Below are 14,775 nucleotides of genomic sequence, written 5' to 3'. Positions count from 1 at the left end.
CGTTGTCAGCTGCTGAATGAAGGTCGTTCATTCAGCAAAATTTTGTAGAGCGGATGGTTGTCTTCAACCAGATCGGCCAGGGTGTATTGGTCCAGTTCACGCAGAAAACTCTGGACGGCGTCATGCAGCGCTTTTTTCAGGCGGCAGGCAGAGGTGATGTGGCAGAAATCGCTGTGGCAGTTCACCAGCTGTAGCGGTTCCATATCGCGCACCACCTGACCTATCACTATTTCTTCAGCAGGCCTACCCAGTCGGATACCGCCATTCTTACCGCGCACGGCAGCAACATAGCCAGCACGACTAAGTTGATTGATTATTTTGACCATATGATTACGTGACACGCCATAAGTGTCCGTGACTTCGCTGATACTGGTCATCTGGCCTGCCGGAAGCGTGGCGAGATAGATCAGCGCACGTAAACCATAATCTGTAAAACTGGTCAGCTGCAAGAAAACCTCAGAGAGTTCACCGCGGTTGTTGCGATCGTCCGCTTAAGAATGGGTGTGATTAGCAATGATAATAAACCAGCCTCAGCGATTGGGGCCATTTTATTTATCATGACAGCAGAGGGGAACGGCGGATAACCGGTGCTGGATAAAAGCTGGCCGGGCATTGCCCGGCCTGAAACTGAATTATGCGTCAAACGGGTCGCGCAGAATCATGGTTTCACTGCGGTCCGGGCCGGTAGAGATAATATCAATCGGCACTCCGGTCACTTCTTCAATGCGCTTGATGTAGTCGCGCGCTGCCTGCGGCAGGCCATCCAGCGTTTTCACCCCGAAGGTGGTCTCAGACCAGCCCGGCATGGATTCGTAGATTGGCTCAATGCCTTCCCAACCCTCTGCTGCCAGCGGGGTGGTGGTCACTTCGCGGCCATCCGGCATGCGGTAGGCTACACAGATTTTTACCTCTTTCAGGCCATCCAGCACGTCCAGTTTGGTCATGCAGAAGCCAGAAAGGGAGTTGATCTGCACCGCGCGGCGCACGGCAACCGCATCCAGCCAGCCGGTGCGACGACGACGGCCAGTGGTGGCGCCAAACTCGTTGCCCTGCTTGCACAGGAACTCACCGGTTTCGTCGAACAGCTCGGTGGGGAATGGACCTGCACCAACGCGCGTGGAGTAGGCTTTGACAATGCCCAGCACGTAATCAACGTAGCGCGGACCAATACCCGAACCGGTTGCCACGCCACCTGCGGTGGTGTTGGAAGAGGTTACGTACGGATACGTACCGTGGTCGATGTCCAGCAGCGTACCCTGCGCGCCTTCGAACATGATCAGGTCGCCACGCTTGCGCGCGCCGTCCAGCAGTTCAGAAACGTCAACCACCATGCCCGTCAGGATATCGGCAATCGCCAGAGTATCCGCCAGCACTTTGTCGAAGTCGACTGCCTCTTCTTTGTAGAAGTTCACCAGCTGGAAGTTATGGTAATCCATCACTTCTTTCAGCTTCGCCGCGAAGGTTTCTTTGTTGAACAGGTCGCTAACACGCAGGCCGCGACGGGCAACTTTATCTTCGTAGGCCGGGCCGATACCACGACCGGTGGTGCCGATCGCTTTCGCGCCACGGGCTTTCTCACGTGCCACATCAAGGGCAACGTGATATTCAAGGATCAGTGGGCAGGCTTCTGAAATGAACAGACGTTCGCGTACCGGGAAGCCACGATCTTCCAGACCTTTCATCTCTTTCATCAGCGCGGCAGGCGACAGAACAACACCGTTGCCGATGATGCTGGTGACGTTTTCACGCAGGATGCCAGATGGAATTAAGTGGAGGACGGTTTTCTCACCGTTGATGACTAGCGTGTGGCCAGCGTTATGGCCACCCTGATAGCGCACTACGTATTTAGCGCGTTCTGTCAGAAGGTCAACAATCTTACCTTTACCTTCGTCACCCCATTGGGTGCCCAGTACGACGACGTTCTTACCCATTTTCAAAATCACCGATTGCTTAAAAAAGGATTCTACCATCGTCATTTTAGTCTTTCAGCTGTTTTAGCATACGATTGCGGACTTTTTTGCCAAAGTGCGCGACATCACCCGCAGCGTTAAGCCTATGCCCCGTTCGCGCGGCTGAGCATGTAGTAGATTACTGCGCCTGCCACCACCAGCCCACCGCCAACCCGGCGCAGCAGTCCATCGGGCATGTTTGCCATTGCCAGAATCATCCGCCGCCACAGCTGCGGATAGAGCACCGGGCCTAACCCCTCGAACACCAGCACCAGCCCTAACGCCATCCATACAGTTGTATTCATTATTGTTACTCGCCGCTTCGCCTGGAAAATCCCATAAAAAAAGGGCCGGAGAACCGGCCCTTCGCACGTTATAGCAGATTATTAGCGCGTGGAGGAAGACGGACTTTTCATAAAGCGGAAGAAGTCGCTATCCGGGCTCAGCACCATCACATCCTGATTGCTCTTGAAGCTGTTGTCGTAAGCACGCAGGCTACGCATAAAGGCGTAGAAATCCGGGTCCTGACTGAAAGCATCAGCAAACAGCTTGGCCGCTTCGGCATCACCTTCACCCTGCGTGATCAGAGCCTGACGGCGGGCTTCTGCCAGCGTACGTTCAACTTCGTAGTCGGCCTGAGCACGCACTTTGGCGGCTTCTTCCGCACCCTGAGCACGCTGGCTACGGGCAACGGATTCACGCTCGGCACGCATACGCGCATAGATCGCATCAGACACTTCGGTTGGCAGGTTGATCTGCTTGATGCGCACGTCAACCACCTGGATACCCAACGCCGCCATACTGTTCGGGTTGATAGCCGGTTCGTTGCTGTTGGTCTCGCTCTCAACGCGCTTAGCCACAGAGGCAATCGCATCGTCTGCTGCTGGCGTAGCCACTTCATCATCCGCACCCGCACTACCGGTGTTCAGCGCATCGCGCACATCGGTGGTCAGACGGCCACGGGAATCGGTGACGATATCTTTCACGTCCAGACGCCCAATCTCAGAACGCAGACGGTCGCTGAACTTACGTTTCAGCAGCACTTCGGCCTGAGAAATATCACCGCCGCCGGTGGCGAGGTAATAACGGCTGAAGTCGCTGACGCGCCATTTGATATAGGAGTCAACAATCAGGTCTTTCTTCTCTTTGGTGACGAAGCGGTCGGCCTGGTTGTCCATAGTCTGGATACGCGCATCAAGTGACTTCACAGATTCCAGGAATGGGATCTTGAAGTGCAGGCCTGGCGCATACACCAGCGGTTTATTTTCATCATCGCGCAGAACTTTACCGAAGCGCATCACAATGCCGCGCTGGCCTTCCTGCACCACAAACAGTGACGCGTACAGCACCACCAGCACAACAATCAATAGTACGATTAATGGCTTACGCATCGATTACTCTCTCCCTTCGCGCTGGCTATCGTTACGCTGAGCATTCACCCGGCGCTGATCCATGATGTCGTCCGGACTGAACGACGAACTGCTGCTGGCGCGCTCGCTGCTGCCTGAAGCGGGTGGCAGACGCAGCAGGCTGCTGCTTCCGCTCTGGTTATTGCCGGATGCCGCGCCACTCTGGCCGCGCATCAGCTGATCGAGAGGCAGCACCATCAGGCTGTTGCCTTTATCGTTAACCAGTACCTTACGCGTGTGTGACAGAACACGTTCCATGGTTTCGATATACAGACGCTCGCGGGTGATCTGCGGTGCGGCTTTGTATTCCGGCAGGATACGCGCAAAGCTGTCGACTTCACCCTGGGCTTCCAGCGTCACGCGGGACTTGTAGGCACGAGCCTGCTCAAGGATACCCTGCGCATCACCACGGGCGCGCGGCAGCTTATCGTTGGCGTAGGCTTCGGCTTCACGTACCGCCTGCTCACGGTTCTCACGTGCGGCAATGGCATCATCGAATGACGCTTTAACGTCTTCCGGTGGGCGCGCCGTCTGGAAGTTAACGTCCAGCAGGGTAATACCCATATCGTAAGGGCGAATTGTCTCTTCCAGCTCGCGCTGGGTTTCGCTACGCACCACGGTACGCCCTTCGGTCAGAATTCGGTCCATGGTCGAGCGACCAATCACGCCACGCAGGGCGCTGTCGGTTGCCTGACGCAGGCTGTCATCGGCGCTGGTCACCGCGTACAGGTAGCGTTCCGGATTGGTGATGCGGTACTGCACGTTCATCTCAACGCGCACCACGTTCTCATCCGAGGTCAGCATGGTGCCGGAAGCAGAGAGCTCGCGCACCGCCTCCACGTTCACCGCACGTACCTGATCGACAAAGGTCGGTTTCCAGTTCAGACCTGGCTCGACCAGATGGCTAAACTTACCGAAGCGTGTCACCACGCCGCGCTCGGCTTCTTTGATGGTGTAGAAGCCGCTACCGGCCCAGATCACCACCACGGCCACGGCCACGATGCCAACCAGACGCCCGCCGCTGCCCGGCTTGCGCGGTGCGCTGCCGTTACCTGACCCGTCACCGCCGCTTTTTTTGCCACCGCCCAGTCCACCAAGCTTATTGCTCAGCTTACGGAAGATATCATCTAAATCAGGAGGCCCCTTATCGCGCCCTCCTTTATTTCCCCCAGAGTTGCCGCCTTGATTATTGCTGCTTCCCCACGGGTCGCGGTCCTGTCCGTTATTCCCGGGCTGATTCCACGCCATGTTTATACTCCATTAATTGTGTGTGCGGTGGTATCCCAAGCCGGGATACGCGTGTCAGGCAACATCAGTCAAACAATGTAATCCACCAGCGTCGGTTCCTGTTTGCACAGTCGGCGCCAGTCGACGATCGGCATGCGCACGTGTAATCCCACGCTACCGTCCTCTTCATTCCACTCTTTTTCTATCGCCTGCAACTGGTAAAAACGGCTACGCAGCCGCCCTGCAGCCGGCGGTAGACGTAAATCATACTGCGCAATCTCACCGGCCAGGCGCTCGGTCAGCGCCTGGAACAGCAGCGGGATGCCCTCTCCACTTTGGGCGGAGAGCCAGACCCGGATTGGCAGGTTCTCTTCATCACGGTCGATGCGCGGGACGAAACCGTCAAGCATATCGATTTTATTCATCACCAGCAGGCTGGGGATTTCATCGGATTCAATCTCTTCCAGCACTTCGTTTACCGCTTCGATGTTCTCATCGACCCGCACGTCCGCTGCGTCAATCACGTGCAGCAGCAGCGCGGCCTCGCGGGTTTCCTGCAGCGTGGCTTTAAACGCGGCCACCAGGTCGTGCGGCAGGTGGCGAATAAAGCCTACGGTATCGGCCAGCACCACTTCGCCCACATCCACCACGTCAACGCGGCGCAGAGTCGGATCGAGGGTAGCGAACAGCTGGTCGGCCACGTAAACCTCGGACGTGGTCAGGCGGTTAAACAGTGTGGATTTACCGGCGTTGGTGTAACCCACCAGCGATACGGTCGGCACATCGGCCTTGTTGCGAGCCTGCCTGCCCTGCTCGCGCTGTTTCGAGACGCGCTCAAGGCGGGAGAGGATCAGAGTAATGCGATTGCGCAGCAAGCGGCGGTCGGTCTCCAGCTGGGTTTCACCCGGCCCGCGTAAACCGATACCGCCTTTCTGGCGCTCAAGGTGCGTCCAGCCGCGCACCAGCCGCGTGGCCAGATGGCGCAGCTGCGCCAGCTCAACCTGTAATTTACCTTCATGGGTGCGCGCACGCTGGGCAAAAATATCGAGGATCAGCCCGGTGCGATCAATAACGCGGCACTCGCACAGCGCTTCAAGGTTGCGCTCCTGCGCTGGACTCAGGGCGTGATCGAACAGCACCACGGTGGCACCGCTCTCTTTTACCGCTTCGGCGATTTCGACAGCTTTTCCTTCACCGACAAAATATTTGGGGTGTGGCGCTTTGCGGCTGCCAGTGACAACGCGCAGCGCTTCTACGCCAGCAGAAGAGACCAGGGTTTCGAACTCCTGCAAATCTTCCGTATCTCTGTCTTGCGAGAAATAGATGTGAACCAGTACGGCCTGCTCACCGGCATCATAACGGTCAAACAAACTTAAAACCTCTCAGTACCTTGTTAAACCTGCTACGCGTTGGGGCCATACAGCGTTAATACCAGATTCAAAATGCGCGTCCAGCTTGCCAGACGGCGTTTTTATGATCCCACCCAACCGGGGTGAGATGAGGAAATCAGCGATAGTTCTCTTGTTTAATTCTTGTTCATTATTCGAGTATCATCGCCAGGACGGGGAACCTGAATGCCAAAGACTCCCCGTCGTGGAGGGACAGCCACGCTACTTATTCAGCATCTTCACTGTCTTGTGAAGGCTGAGAAGACGCCCCCTGGTTACTGCCACTATGATGATAGTTGCTGCTTCCGCCACCCGTGTTGTTACTGTGGTGGGAGACCGGACGGGACGGAACAACGGTAGAGATCGCGTGCTTATACACCATCTGGCTAACCGTGTTTTTCAAAAGAATAACAAATTGGTCAAACGACTCGATCTGGCCCTGAAGTTTGATACCGTTTACCAAATAAATCGAAACCGGAACACGTTCGCGACGCAGTGCGTTCAAGAACGGATCTTGCAATGATTGCCCCTTAGCCATTCTATCTTTTCCTTATATGCTTGTTGTTTGTAACTTAAGAACCCTGCGGTTCGAAATACGACGTAAAAATTTGCGCAAGAAAACAGACCAATTGTACACAATCACCCATGCTTCGCACTAAGAACCTGTAACACTTGGGAGTACGCCGCTTCAGGCTGTTCGCTGTCAAGCCAGTGAACGTCCTTCCAGCCGCGTAACCAGGTTATCTGGCGCTTAGCTAACTGCCGGGTTGCGCAAATCCCCCGATAAACCATGTCATCGTAATCAATTTCACCGGATAAAAATGACCACATCTGGCGATAACCAACACAACGAATGGAAGGCATGTCCGTATGCAAATCACCTCGTGCAAAGAGCGCCCGAGCCTCCGCTTCAAATCCTGACGCCAGCATCTGATGAAAGCGCTGCTCAATTCGTTGATGGATCAGCTCGCGGCTCGCGGGTGCGATGGCGAACTGGGCAACATCATACGGCAGAGCTTCGCCCGATGTTTTTGTCAGTTCCGTTAAAGTTTTACCCGAAATAAAAAAAACTTCCAGTGCTCGCGAGAGTCTCTGGGGATCATTCGGATGAATACGACGTCCAGCAACGGGATCTACATCACATAACTGGCGGTGAAGTGCTTCCCAGCCCTCTTCACTCGCCATCTGCTCTATACGCTGACGTACCTCTGGATCCGCCGAGGGCAACGGCGACAATCCTTCCAGCAACGCCTTGTAATAAAGCATGGTGCCACCAACAAGCAACGGAATATTCCCACGTTGGGTAATTTCCGCCATTTCAGCCAGCGCATCGCGACGAAACTCAGCGGCTGAATAGGTTTCAGCCGGGTCGCGGATGTCCAGCAAACGATGGGGCGCAAGCGCCAGTTCTTCGGCAGAAGGCTTGGCGGTGCCAATATCCATTCCGCGGTAGATCAGCGCCGAATCAACACTGATTAGCTCAACCGGTAACGCCTGACGTAATGCAATCGCCAGTGCGGTTTTGCCGGAGGCCGTCGGCCCCATCAAAAATATTGCCTTAGGCAGGCCAGCCGTGGATTGTTCACTCATGCTTCAGGGCATTCATCGCCGTCGCAAGATCGACATCTTGCAGTAATCCAGAAGGTGGCGATTTCACCAGTTGCGGGCAGAGTCGTTCGACTTCAGCCAGCAGGGAGATCGCCTGCGAGTGATTCCAGTGCTGATGTTCAGAGACCGCCTGGCGCGCTAACCACTGCGCCGTCTGGCTGACTGAAACATCCTGCTGCCGGGCCAAATACCCTAACATTTCTGGAATCAAGTTTTGTAAATTTTGTTGGCGTAATGGTAAAGGCACGGCGCGCAGCATCACATGATGGCCGTCAAACTGCAGGTCGATACCCATCTGGTTTAATAAAGCCGCGCTGCTGCTACCCGCCTCTCGTTCCGCCTTCTCCAGCTTCAGCCGGACCGGAATCAGCAGCGGCTGCGGTTTTAACGCCTCGTTGCCAGGGTCGAGCTGCGCCTGCTTTAACCAGCGCTCCGCCACCGCTAACGCCACCAGCGCCAGCCCTCTCTTCCCTTCGACCAGCGCATACTGCTGCTCTACCACCGTCAGCACGCGGCCAAAGCTGTGAACGTGGGCGCCGAGCGGTGGCTCTTTTACCGGCTGCGCAGCAGGCTCTTCGCTGCGGGCGGGCGCTGGGGTTTTCAGCAGCTGCTGATACACCGCACCTTCCCGTTGCTGATAGGTCGGAGGCAGCGGCGGCGGCCTGCTGCTGCCCCCCCCTCCGCCACCCGACGCTGCCGCCGGGCGCGGCGCCGCTGCCGGTGCCGGCGTGGCGAAGTGATTGCCGCCTGCCGCCTGGCGGTTTTCCGGCTGCCAGCGTTCAGCGGGCGCGGAATCGGTCACGTCGGGCAGGCTTTCCGCACCGGTTTCCTGTAGCGCGCTGACCACGCCCTGATAGATAAAATCGTGCACCAGCCGCGACTGATGGAAGCGCACTTCGTGTTTCGCCGGATGCACGTTGACATCCACCTGGTGCGGATCGATCTCGAGATAGAGTACATAAGCGGGCTGATGCCGATCGCCGAGCTTATCCTGATAGGCCTGGCGGATGGCATGATTGATCAGGCGGTCACGCATCATACGCCCGTTGACGTAACAATATTGCAGCTCAGGCAGCGCTTTCGACCCGACCGGGTCGGCGACCCAGCCGTGCAGGCTCAGCTCGCCGTGCTGCCACGCAATTTTGAGTGCATGGGTCTGGAAAGCGGTGCCGCAGATCGCCCCTAAACGGCGCTCGCGCTGGCTGTTATCGCTGACGCCGCGGTACTGGCGCATCAGTTTGCCATTGTGGCTGAGGGAGATCGCCACATCAAAGCGTGCCAGCGCAATACGGCGGATCACTTCATCAATATGGGTAAATTCGGTTTTCTCGGTGCGCATAAATTTACGCCGCGCCGGGGTGTTATAGAACAGGTCCAGCACTTCCAGGGTAGTGCCGACCGGGTGCGCGGCCGGTTTCACCGTGACGCTTTGATCGCGCCCTTCAGCATAGGCCTGCCAGGCTTCACTTTGCGCCTCGGTGCGCGAGGTCAGCGTCAGGCGTGAAACCGAACTGATACTGGCCAGCGCTTCACCACGAAATCCGAGGCTGATAATCGCTTCAAGGTCATCCAGCGTGGTGATTTTACTGGTGGCGTGGCGCGCTAAGGCCATTGCCAGCTCGTCTTTACCTATGCCACAACCGTTATCGCGAATGCGGATCAGCCTGGCGCCGCCCTTCTCGATATCAATGTCGATGCGCGTGGCACCGGCATCCAGGCTATTTTCCACCAGCTCTTTGACTACCGAAGCCGGGCGTTCAACCACCTCTCCGGCGGCAATCTGGTTAGCAAGCTGTGGCGGTAATACCTGGATGGGCATGATGTATCCTTGAGTTCGTTTTGGCACGGGCCGATCGGAAAAAAAGATCGGCCCCTACAAACGACAGCGAACATTGTAGGGGCGGACCCTCTTTTTCGGTCCGCGCGTGATTATGACGTCGGGATCTTCAGCGTCTGGCCCAGCATCACATTCTGCGACTTCATTTTGTTCGCCTGCTGGATCGCCTGCGGGCTGACGCCGTATTTGGCCGCAATCGCCGTGAGCGAGTCACCGCGCACCACTTTATGGCGCAGCGGCTTTTTACTTCTGGCCACGCTGGCCGTCGCCGCACTGCTGCTGCCTGCCGGCACTTTCAGCCGCTGTCCGACCCACACCACGTCTCTTTTCAGAGTGTTCATCGCACGCAGCGTCGTCATGCTGACGCCGTAGTTCGCGGCGATACCGGACAGCGTCTCACCGCGTTTCACCACGTGGCGCTGCGTCGGGCCGCTGTACTCTGTGCCTGCCGGGGCCGGGTTAGCTTCTACCTCAACCGCCGCTGCGGACTGCAACGGACGGTTTTCCTCCTTTGGGATTGATTGCAGCGGGTGCGCCAGGAAGTAGTTGCGTAAGCCTTTATAAATCGACTCGGCAATCTTCTGCTGGTATGCGCTACTGCCTAGCAGTCGCTCCTCCGAAGGATTACTGATAAAGCCGGTTTCCACCAGCAGGGAAGGAATATCCGGCGAGCGCAGAACGCCCAGGCTGGCATGTTCCGGTCGGCGCTTGTGCAGTGCGCCCACGCGCTGCAGCTGAGCAATCACTTTTACCGCGACATCATATCCCACCCGCTGCGAGTGGCCGAACTGCAGGTCGAGCACCGCCTGGCTGAGGTAGGGATCCGCCTGGCTATTTGCCAGCAGATCGCCGGCCCCGCCCAGCAGTTCAGACTGTTTCTCATGCTGCTCTAACCAGCCTGCCATTTCACTATTGGCGCGGCGGTTCGACAGCACCCATACCGATGCACCGGAGGCGCTGCGGTTTGGCGCGGCATCGGCGTGAATCGAGACCAGCAGGTTGGCGTTCTGCTTACGCGCCACGTCCGAACGGCCCATCACCGAGATAAAGTAGTCGCCATCGCGCGTCATCACCCCTTTAAACATCGGGTCGGCATTCAGCAATGCCTTCAGCTTGCGGGCAATGGCGATGGTCACATTCTTCTCTTTCAGCCCGCCGCCGCCAATCGCGCCCGGATCCTGACCACCGTGCCCGGCATCGATCGCCACAATCACCGTGTCATTGCTGCTGGCAGCGCTGCGCGGCCGTGCCACCTGATTACCGCTGCTCACTGCCGTCACCGGGTTGGCATCGAATGGGCTTTTAGGCGGCGTGCTGCTGACCGGGCGTGAGGCGGTCGCGCTGCTGACCGGCGCACTGCGGCTGGCCGTTTGCGCCGGCTGCGTGCCGGAAATGGTGAACACCACGTTGTAATTGCTGCCGCTGCGCTTGGTGACCGCCCGCGTTTTGCCGCGCTGGGTCAGTTCAAACACCAGGCGGATGCTCTGGCTGTCCTGCGCGTTGCTGGAGCGGATGCGCTTCACGATATTCTCACCGCTGAAGGTCAGTGGTAATCCCTGCACCACCGCACTCTGGCGGATGTCGAGCACCACGCGCTCCGGATTATGCAGCGGGAAGAAAGCGTAGATCGGCTGTGAGCTAAAGCTGAGCGTCACCTCCGCCTGATTACTGCCGTTCGAGACTTTGATATCGGAAAGATTGGCGGAGAGCGCGCTAAACGAGCAGCAGAACAGGGCCAGCAGGCACCAGGATTTAAAACGCAGCATCATGCCTCACCCTGCTCAGCAGCAACGCGCTGCAGCATGGTTTCGCCCGCGGGCGAGCAGGCGCGCAGTTGGGCCTGGCGTGCGTGGCCGACATAGCTAAGGTGCAGCTCCAGGTCGGGCTCGGGTAAGACGCCTGCGCCCTGCTGCGGCCATTCGACCAGGCACAGGCTGTCCGCGCCGAAGTAATCACGAATGCCCATAAACTCCAGCTCTTCCGGGTCGGAGAGGCGATAAAGGTCAAAATGATAGACGCGGCGATCGGGCAGTTCATAAGGCTCCACCAGCGTATAGGTCGGGCTTTTAACATTGCCCTGATGCCCCAGCGCCTGCAAAAATCCGCGGCTAAAGGTGGTTTTACCCGCACCCAGGTCGCCATAGAGATAAAGGGTCGCCGCGCCGTCACAGGCGCGGGCCAGGCGGGCACCCAGTGCGAGGGTTGCTGCCTCATCGGGCAACGCAATTTCACAGGTCATCATTCTTTTGTATTCGACATCTCAGGATTGACAAACAGATACAGCTCGGCAAACAGATCGGTGGCTAACATCCCGCGTGTACCCTGACGTTTTGCCACCGCTTCGGCCGCCGCTCCGTGCGCTACGCACCCTGCGCAGGCGGCATCGTACAGTGAGAGCTTTTGCCCTGCCAGACTGCCGATGATACCAGATAACACATCTCCCATGCCCCCGCTGGCCATACCGGCATTACCCACATCCGCTATCGCTATGCTGCCGCCGGCGTCGGCGATTAACGTTCCGGCACCTTTTAACACCACGACACCGCCATAACGCTTCGCCAGGCGCCTTGCAGCAAGTAAGCGGTCACTCTCAATTTCACTGACTTTACAGTTGAGCAAGCGGGCCGCTTCACCGGGGTGCGGCGTAATGATTCGATTTTGACGTTTATCGGGGCTGATTGCCAGCAGGTTAAGCGCGTCAGCGTCCCAAAGCATCGGTTTCTGGCAGTTTTCTACTTTGTTCAGGGCTTTTTTGCCCCATGCACTCTGTCCCAAACCGGGGCCAATGACGATGACATCGGCCCACGCCAGACCGTCATCCATTGCGGCCGCGCTCAGTTCCTGCACCATCAGTTCTGGCCGGGCGGTCAGCAGCGGGCCAAGGTTGTCTTTGTGAGTAAGTACTCGCACTAAGCCAGCTCCACTTCGCAGCGCGGCCTCGGCGGTCATGCGGATGGCTCCCGCCGTGCCGTGGTCGCCGCCAATCACCAGCAGCTTGCCGTGATCGCCCTTGTGCGAGGTGGGCCGACGCGGCTGCAGCCACTGCGTCAGGCTGGTGCCATCATAACGGGCCAGCGGCGCGGGCTGGGTGTCCAGCCAGCTATCCAGACTCAGCGCATGAAAGTGCAACTGCCCGACATGGTCACGCGCCTTGCCGGTCAGTAATCCCGGCTTAAGGGCAATAAACGTTAAAGTATGGTCGGCATTTATCACGCTGCCGGGCGCTGTGCCGTTAGCAGCCACTAACCCCGAGGGTACATCAACGGCAAAAATCGGCGCTGAATGGCGATTAGCCTGCTCAATCAGCTGGTCATACGGCGCTTGCACAGCCCGGTTGAGGCCGGTACCCAGCAGCGCATCGACAATCACCTCCACCTTTTCCGGCCAGGCGATCGCCGCATCGTGGATCGCGCCGCCCGCCGCCAGCCAGCCATCGCGCGCCTGCTGCGCCTCTTCCGGCAGCGCCTTGCTGCCCTCCACGGCGATCGCCGTCACCGTCAGCCCGGCGGACTGCGCCAGCCGTGCCACGATATAGCCATCGCCGCCGTTATTGCCATGCCCGCACAGCACCAGCCAGTGCTGAGCCGCAGGGTAGCGCTGGCGCAGCTGCGCAAATGCCGCTTCGCCGGCGCGCTGCATCAGTTCGAACAGCGTGAGGCCGAGTGCATCGGCCCCTTCGCGCTCCAGCCGGGCTAACGCCTCTACAGGCCAGACAGAATAGGGTAAACTGTCAGAGTCTTTCTGCTGGTTCAGGTTATTCATGTCGCATCCTCTCGATTTCAATCAACTCGCCCTGGATATTAAACAGTGGGGGCTGGCGCTCGGCTTTCAGCAGGTGGGTATCTGTGATACCGACCTGACGCTGGAAGAGCCGCGGCTGCAGGCCTGGCTGGATAAGCAATATCACGGTGAGATGGACTGGATGGCGCGTCACGGTATGATGCGCGCCCGTCCCCATGAACTGCTGCCCGGCACGCTGCGGGTGATCAGCGTGCGGATGAATTACCTGCCTGCCAAAGCCGCCTTTGCCAGCACGCTAAAAAATCCGCGTCTCGGATATGTTAGTCGCTATGCGCTGGGGCGTGACTATCACAAAGTATTACGCAACCGCCTGAAAAAGCTTGGCGATATGATCCGTGAGCACTGCGAACAGGCTGAGTTCCGCCCCTTTGTTGACTCCGCTCCGCTGCTGGAGCGCCCGCTGGCGGCGAAAGCCGGGCTGGGCTGGACCGGCAAACATTCGCTGATCCTCAATCGTGAAGCCGGCTCCTGGTTTTTCCTCGGCGAGCTGCTTGTCAATCTGCCGCTGCCGGTGGATCAGCCGGTTGAGGAGAACTGCGGGCGCTGCGTCGCCTGTATCACGACCTGCCCAACCGGCGCCATTGTTGAACCCTACACCGTCGATGCCCGCCGCTGCATCTCCTATCTCACCATTGAGTTAGAAGGCGCAATCCCGGAAGAGTTTCGACCGCTGATTGGTAACCGTATTTACGGCTGTGACGACTGCCAGCTGATCTGCCCGTGGAACCGCTACGGCCAGCTTACCGATGAGGATGATTTTAGCCCACGTGCGGTGCTGCACGCTCCGCCGCTGACCGATCTGTTTGCCTGGGATGAAGCAAAATTCCTGCGCGTGACGGAAGGGTCGGCTATCCGCCGCATTGGTCATCTGCGCTGGCTGCGCAATATTGCGGTGGCGCTGGGGAATGCCCCGTGGGACCAAGCCCACCTGTCAGCGCTGCAAGCGCGGCTGGGTGAAAACAGCATGCTGGATGAGCATATCCACTGGGCGATAGCCTGCCAGCTGGCGCGCAGAGATGAAAATACGATTGAAGTGCAGAGCAGCCAGCAAAAACGCCTGGTGCGGGTGGTGGAGAAAGGCTTACCCCGTGATGCTTAAATGCACAACACGCTGAATATTACCGACGCGAAATCTTTTCCACATGCTGTGAATAAAAATAAAAACTCGTTGTCATTCAAGCGTCACAGAAAGCACAAGCGATCCAGATAACATTTTGAAATAATCACAATAAACTTAAAATCAATGACTTACACAAGTCATGTAAGATTTTGCCCATTTTAGCTGATAAGCGTGCGGCAACAGAAGCTGTGGATAAGTCTGTTTAGAAAATTATTTCAGAGAGCGTAAATTAGCGAGCGCACGGCGTCTGGCGCTGTGGATAAGTATGGGGCTAAATGAGAAAAAATTTTATTTGGAGCGGGAAACGAGACTCGAACTCGCGACCCCGACCTTGGCAAGGTCGTGCTCTACCAACTGAGCTATTCCCGCTTAGGAGTGGTGCTGCTTTACTGCGCTAAAAACCTGTAAGTTATTGATTATACTGATTTTTAACCCC

At 57.5% G+C, this 14,775-nt stretch carries 13 protein-coding genes and 1 tRNA gene; 1 reads left to right on the top strand and 13 read right to left on the bottom strand.

Annotated elements, in window-relative coordinates:
* Positions 1-5: 5 nt before the first annotated feature.
* From nsrR to nnr, 12 genes are all read right to left on the bottom strand, one after another.
* The gene (gene nsrR, locus ACLI4M_RS12205) at positions 6-449 is read right to left on the bottom strand and encodes a nitric oxide-sensing transcriptional repressor NsrR (protein ID WP_048917397.1); all 444 of its coding nucleotides are present in this window, start codon (positions 447-449) and stop codon (positions 6-8) included.
* A 183-nt stretch (positions 450-632) separates the two neighbouring features.
* Positions 633-1,931 (bottom strand): adenylosuccinate synthase, encoded by a 1,299-nt coding sequence (locus ACLI4M_RS12200; RefSeq protein WP_133625131.1) that lies wholly within the window; start codon positions 1,929-1,931, stop codon positions 633-635.
* A 122-nt stretch (positions 1,932-2,053) separates the two neighbouring features.
* Positions 2,054-2,254, bottom strand: coding sequence for a DUF2065 domain-containing protein (locus tag ACLI4M_RS12195; protein ID WP_048917398.1), 201 nt, complete (start codon positions 2,252-2,254; stop codon positions 2,054-2,056).
* Positions 2,255-2,335: 81 nt separating this feature from the next.
* Entirely contained in the window at positions 2,336-3,340 is a 1,005-nt protein-coding gene (gene hflC, locus ACLI4M_RS12190) for a protease modulator HflC (RefSeq protein ID WP_048917399.1), read from the bottom strand.
* 3 nt (positions 3,341-3,343) lie between these two features.
* Positions 3,344-4,606: an FtsH protease activity modulator HflK gene (gene hflK, locus ACLI4M_RS12185; RefSeq protein WP_048917400.1), complete on the bottom strand. Its 1,263-nt coding sequence runs from the start codon at positions 4,604-4,606 to the stop codon at positions 3,344-3,346.
* A 68-nt stretch (positions 4,607-4,674) separates the two neighbouring features.
* Entirely contained in the window at positions 4,675-5,955 is a 1,281-nt protein-coding gene (gene hflX, locus ACLI4M_RS12180) for a ribosome rescue GTPase HflX (RefSeq protein ID WP_099753547.1), read from the bottom strand.
* Positions 5,956-6,199: 244 nt separating this feature from the next.
* Entirely contained in the window at positions 6,200-6,511 is a 312-nt protein-coding gene (gene hfq / locus ACLI4M_RS12175) for an RNA chaperone Hfq (RefSeq protein WP_048917402.1), read from the bottom strand.
* A 101-nt stretch (positions 6,512-6,612) separates the two neighbouring features.
* On the bottom strand, positions 6,613-7,563 hold the full coding sequence (miaA, locus tag ACLI4M_RS12170) for a tRNA (adenosine(37)-N6)-dimethylallyltransferase MiaA (RefSeq protein WP_048917403.1): 951 nt from the start codon (positions 7,561-7,563) through the stop codon (positions 6,613-6,615).
* Positions 7,556-9,400, bottom strand: coding sequence for a DNA mismatch repair endonuclease MutL (gene mutL, locus ACLI4M_RS12165; protein WP_133624869.1), 1,845 nt, complete (start codon positions 9,398-9,400; stop codon positions 7,556-7,558). Before mutL ends, miaA begins: the two co-directional genes overlap by 8 nt.
* 110 nt (positions 9,401-9,510) lie before the next feature.
* Positions 9,511-11,187 (bottom strand): N-acetylmuramoyl-L-alanine amidase AmiB, encoded by a 1,677-nt coding sequence (gene amiB, locus ACLI4M_RS12160; protein ID WP_133624870.1) that lies wholly within the window; start codon positions 11,185-11,187, stop codon positions 9,511-9,513.
* The gene (tsaE, locus tag ACLI4M_RS12155; protein WP_048917406.1) at positions 11,184-11,660 is read right to left on the bottom strand and encodes a tRNA (adenosine(37)-N6)-threonylcarbamoyltransferase complex ATPase subunit type 1 TsaE; all 477 of its coding nucleotides are present in this window, start codon (positions 11,658-11,660) and stop codon (positions 11,184-11,186) included. The genes amiB and tsaE overlap by 4 nt, the downstream gene beginning before the upstream one ends.
* Positions 11,657-13,180, bottom strand: coding sequence for a bifunctional ADP-dependent NAD(P)H-hydrate dehydratase/NAD(P)H-hydrate epimerase (gene nnr, locus ACLI4M_RS12150; RefSeq protein WP_133624871.1), 1,524 nt, complete (start codon positions 13,178-13,180; stop codon positions 11,657-11,659). The genes tsaE and nnr overlap by 4 nt, the downstream gene beginning before the upstream one ends.
* Here nnr and queG point away from each other — a divergent pair.
* Positions 13,179-14,318 carry a tRNA epoxyqueuosine(34) reductase QueG gene (queG, locus tag ACLI4M_RS12145; protein WP_133624872.1) on the top strand — a complete coding sequence of 380 codons (1,140 nt, stop codon included), beginning with the start codon at positions 13,179-13,181 and terminating at the stop codon, positions 14,316-14,318. The genes nnr and queG overlap by 2 nt on opposite strands.
* A gap of 314 nt (positions 14,319-14,632) precedes the next feature.
* Here the strand turns inward: queG and ACLI4M_RS12140 are convergent.
* Positions 14,633-14,708: transfer RNA gene (locus ACLI4M_RS12140), tRNA-Gly, on the bottom strand.
* Positions 14,709-14,775: the final 67 nt, after the last annotated feature.

Origin of the sequence: Erwinia sp. LJJL01 (assembly GCF_047300805.2) — a bacterium.
Lineage (GTDB): Bacteria > Pseudomonadota > Gammaproteobacteria > Enterobacterales > Enterobacteriaceae > Erwinia > Erwinia aphidicola.
The sequence above is the reverse complement of the archived record's forward strand: the minus strand, read 5'-3'. Positions and strand labels throughout refer to the sequence as shown.

Bases quoted from the DNA above. Each gene is read 5' to 3' on its own strand.
- ACLI4M_RS12200 (WP_133625131.1), bottom strand. From the start codon at position 1,931: ATGGGTAAGAACGTCGTCGTACTGGGCACCCAATGGGGTGACGAAGGT.
- ACLI4M_RS12195 (WP_048917398.1), bottom strand. From the start codon at position 2,254: ATGAATACAACTGTATGGATGGCGTTAGGGCTGGTGCTGGTGTTCGAG.
- hflC (WP_048917399.1), bottom strand. From the start codon at position 3,340: ATGCGTAAGCCATTAATCGTACTATTGATTGTTGTGCTGGTGGTGCTG.
- hflK (WP_048917400.1), bottom strand. From the start codon at position 4,606: ATGGCGTGGAATCAGCCCGGGAATAACGGACAGGACCGCGACCCGTGG.
- hfq (WP_048917402.1), bottom strand. From the start codon at position 6,511: ATGGCTAAGGGGCAATCATTGCAAGATCCGTTCTTGAACGCACTGCGT.
- miaA (WP_048917403.1), bottom strand. From the start codon at position 7,563: ATGAGTGAACAATCCACGGCTGGCCTGCCTAAGGCAATATTTTTGATG.
- mutL (WP_133624869.1), bottom strand. From the start codon at position 9,400: ATGCCCATCCAGGTATTACCGCCACAGCTTGCTAACCAGATTGCCGCC.
- amiB (WP_133624870.1), bottom strand. From the start codon at position 11,187: ATGATGCTGCGTTTTAAATCCTGGTGCCTGCTGGCCCTGTTCTGCTGC.
- tsaE (WP_048917406.1), bottom strand. From the start codon at position 11,660: ATGATGACCTGTGAAATTGCGTTGCCCGATGAGGCAGCAACCCTCGCA.
- queG (WP_133624872.1), top strand. From the start codon at position 13,179: ATGTCGCATCCTCTCGATTTCAATCAACTCGCCCTGGATATTAAACAG.
- nnr (WP_133624871.1), bottom strand. From the start codon at position 13,180: ATGAATAACCTGAACCAGCAGAAAGACTCTGACAGTTTACCCTATTCT.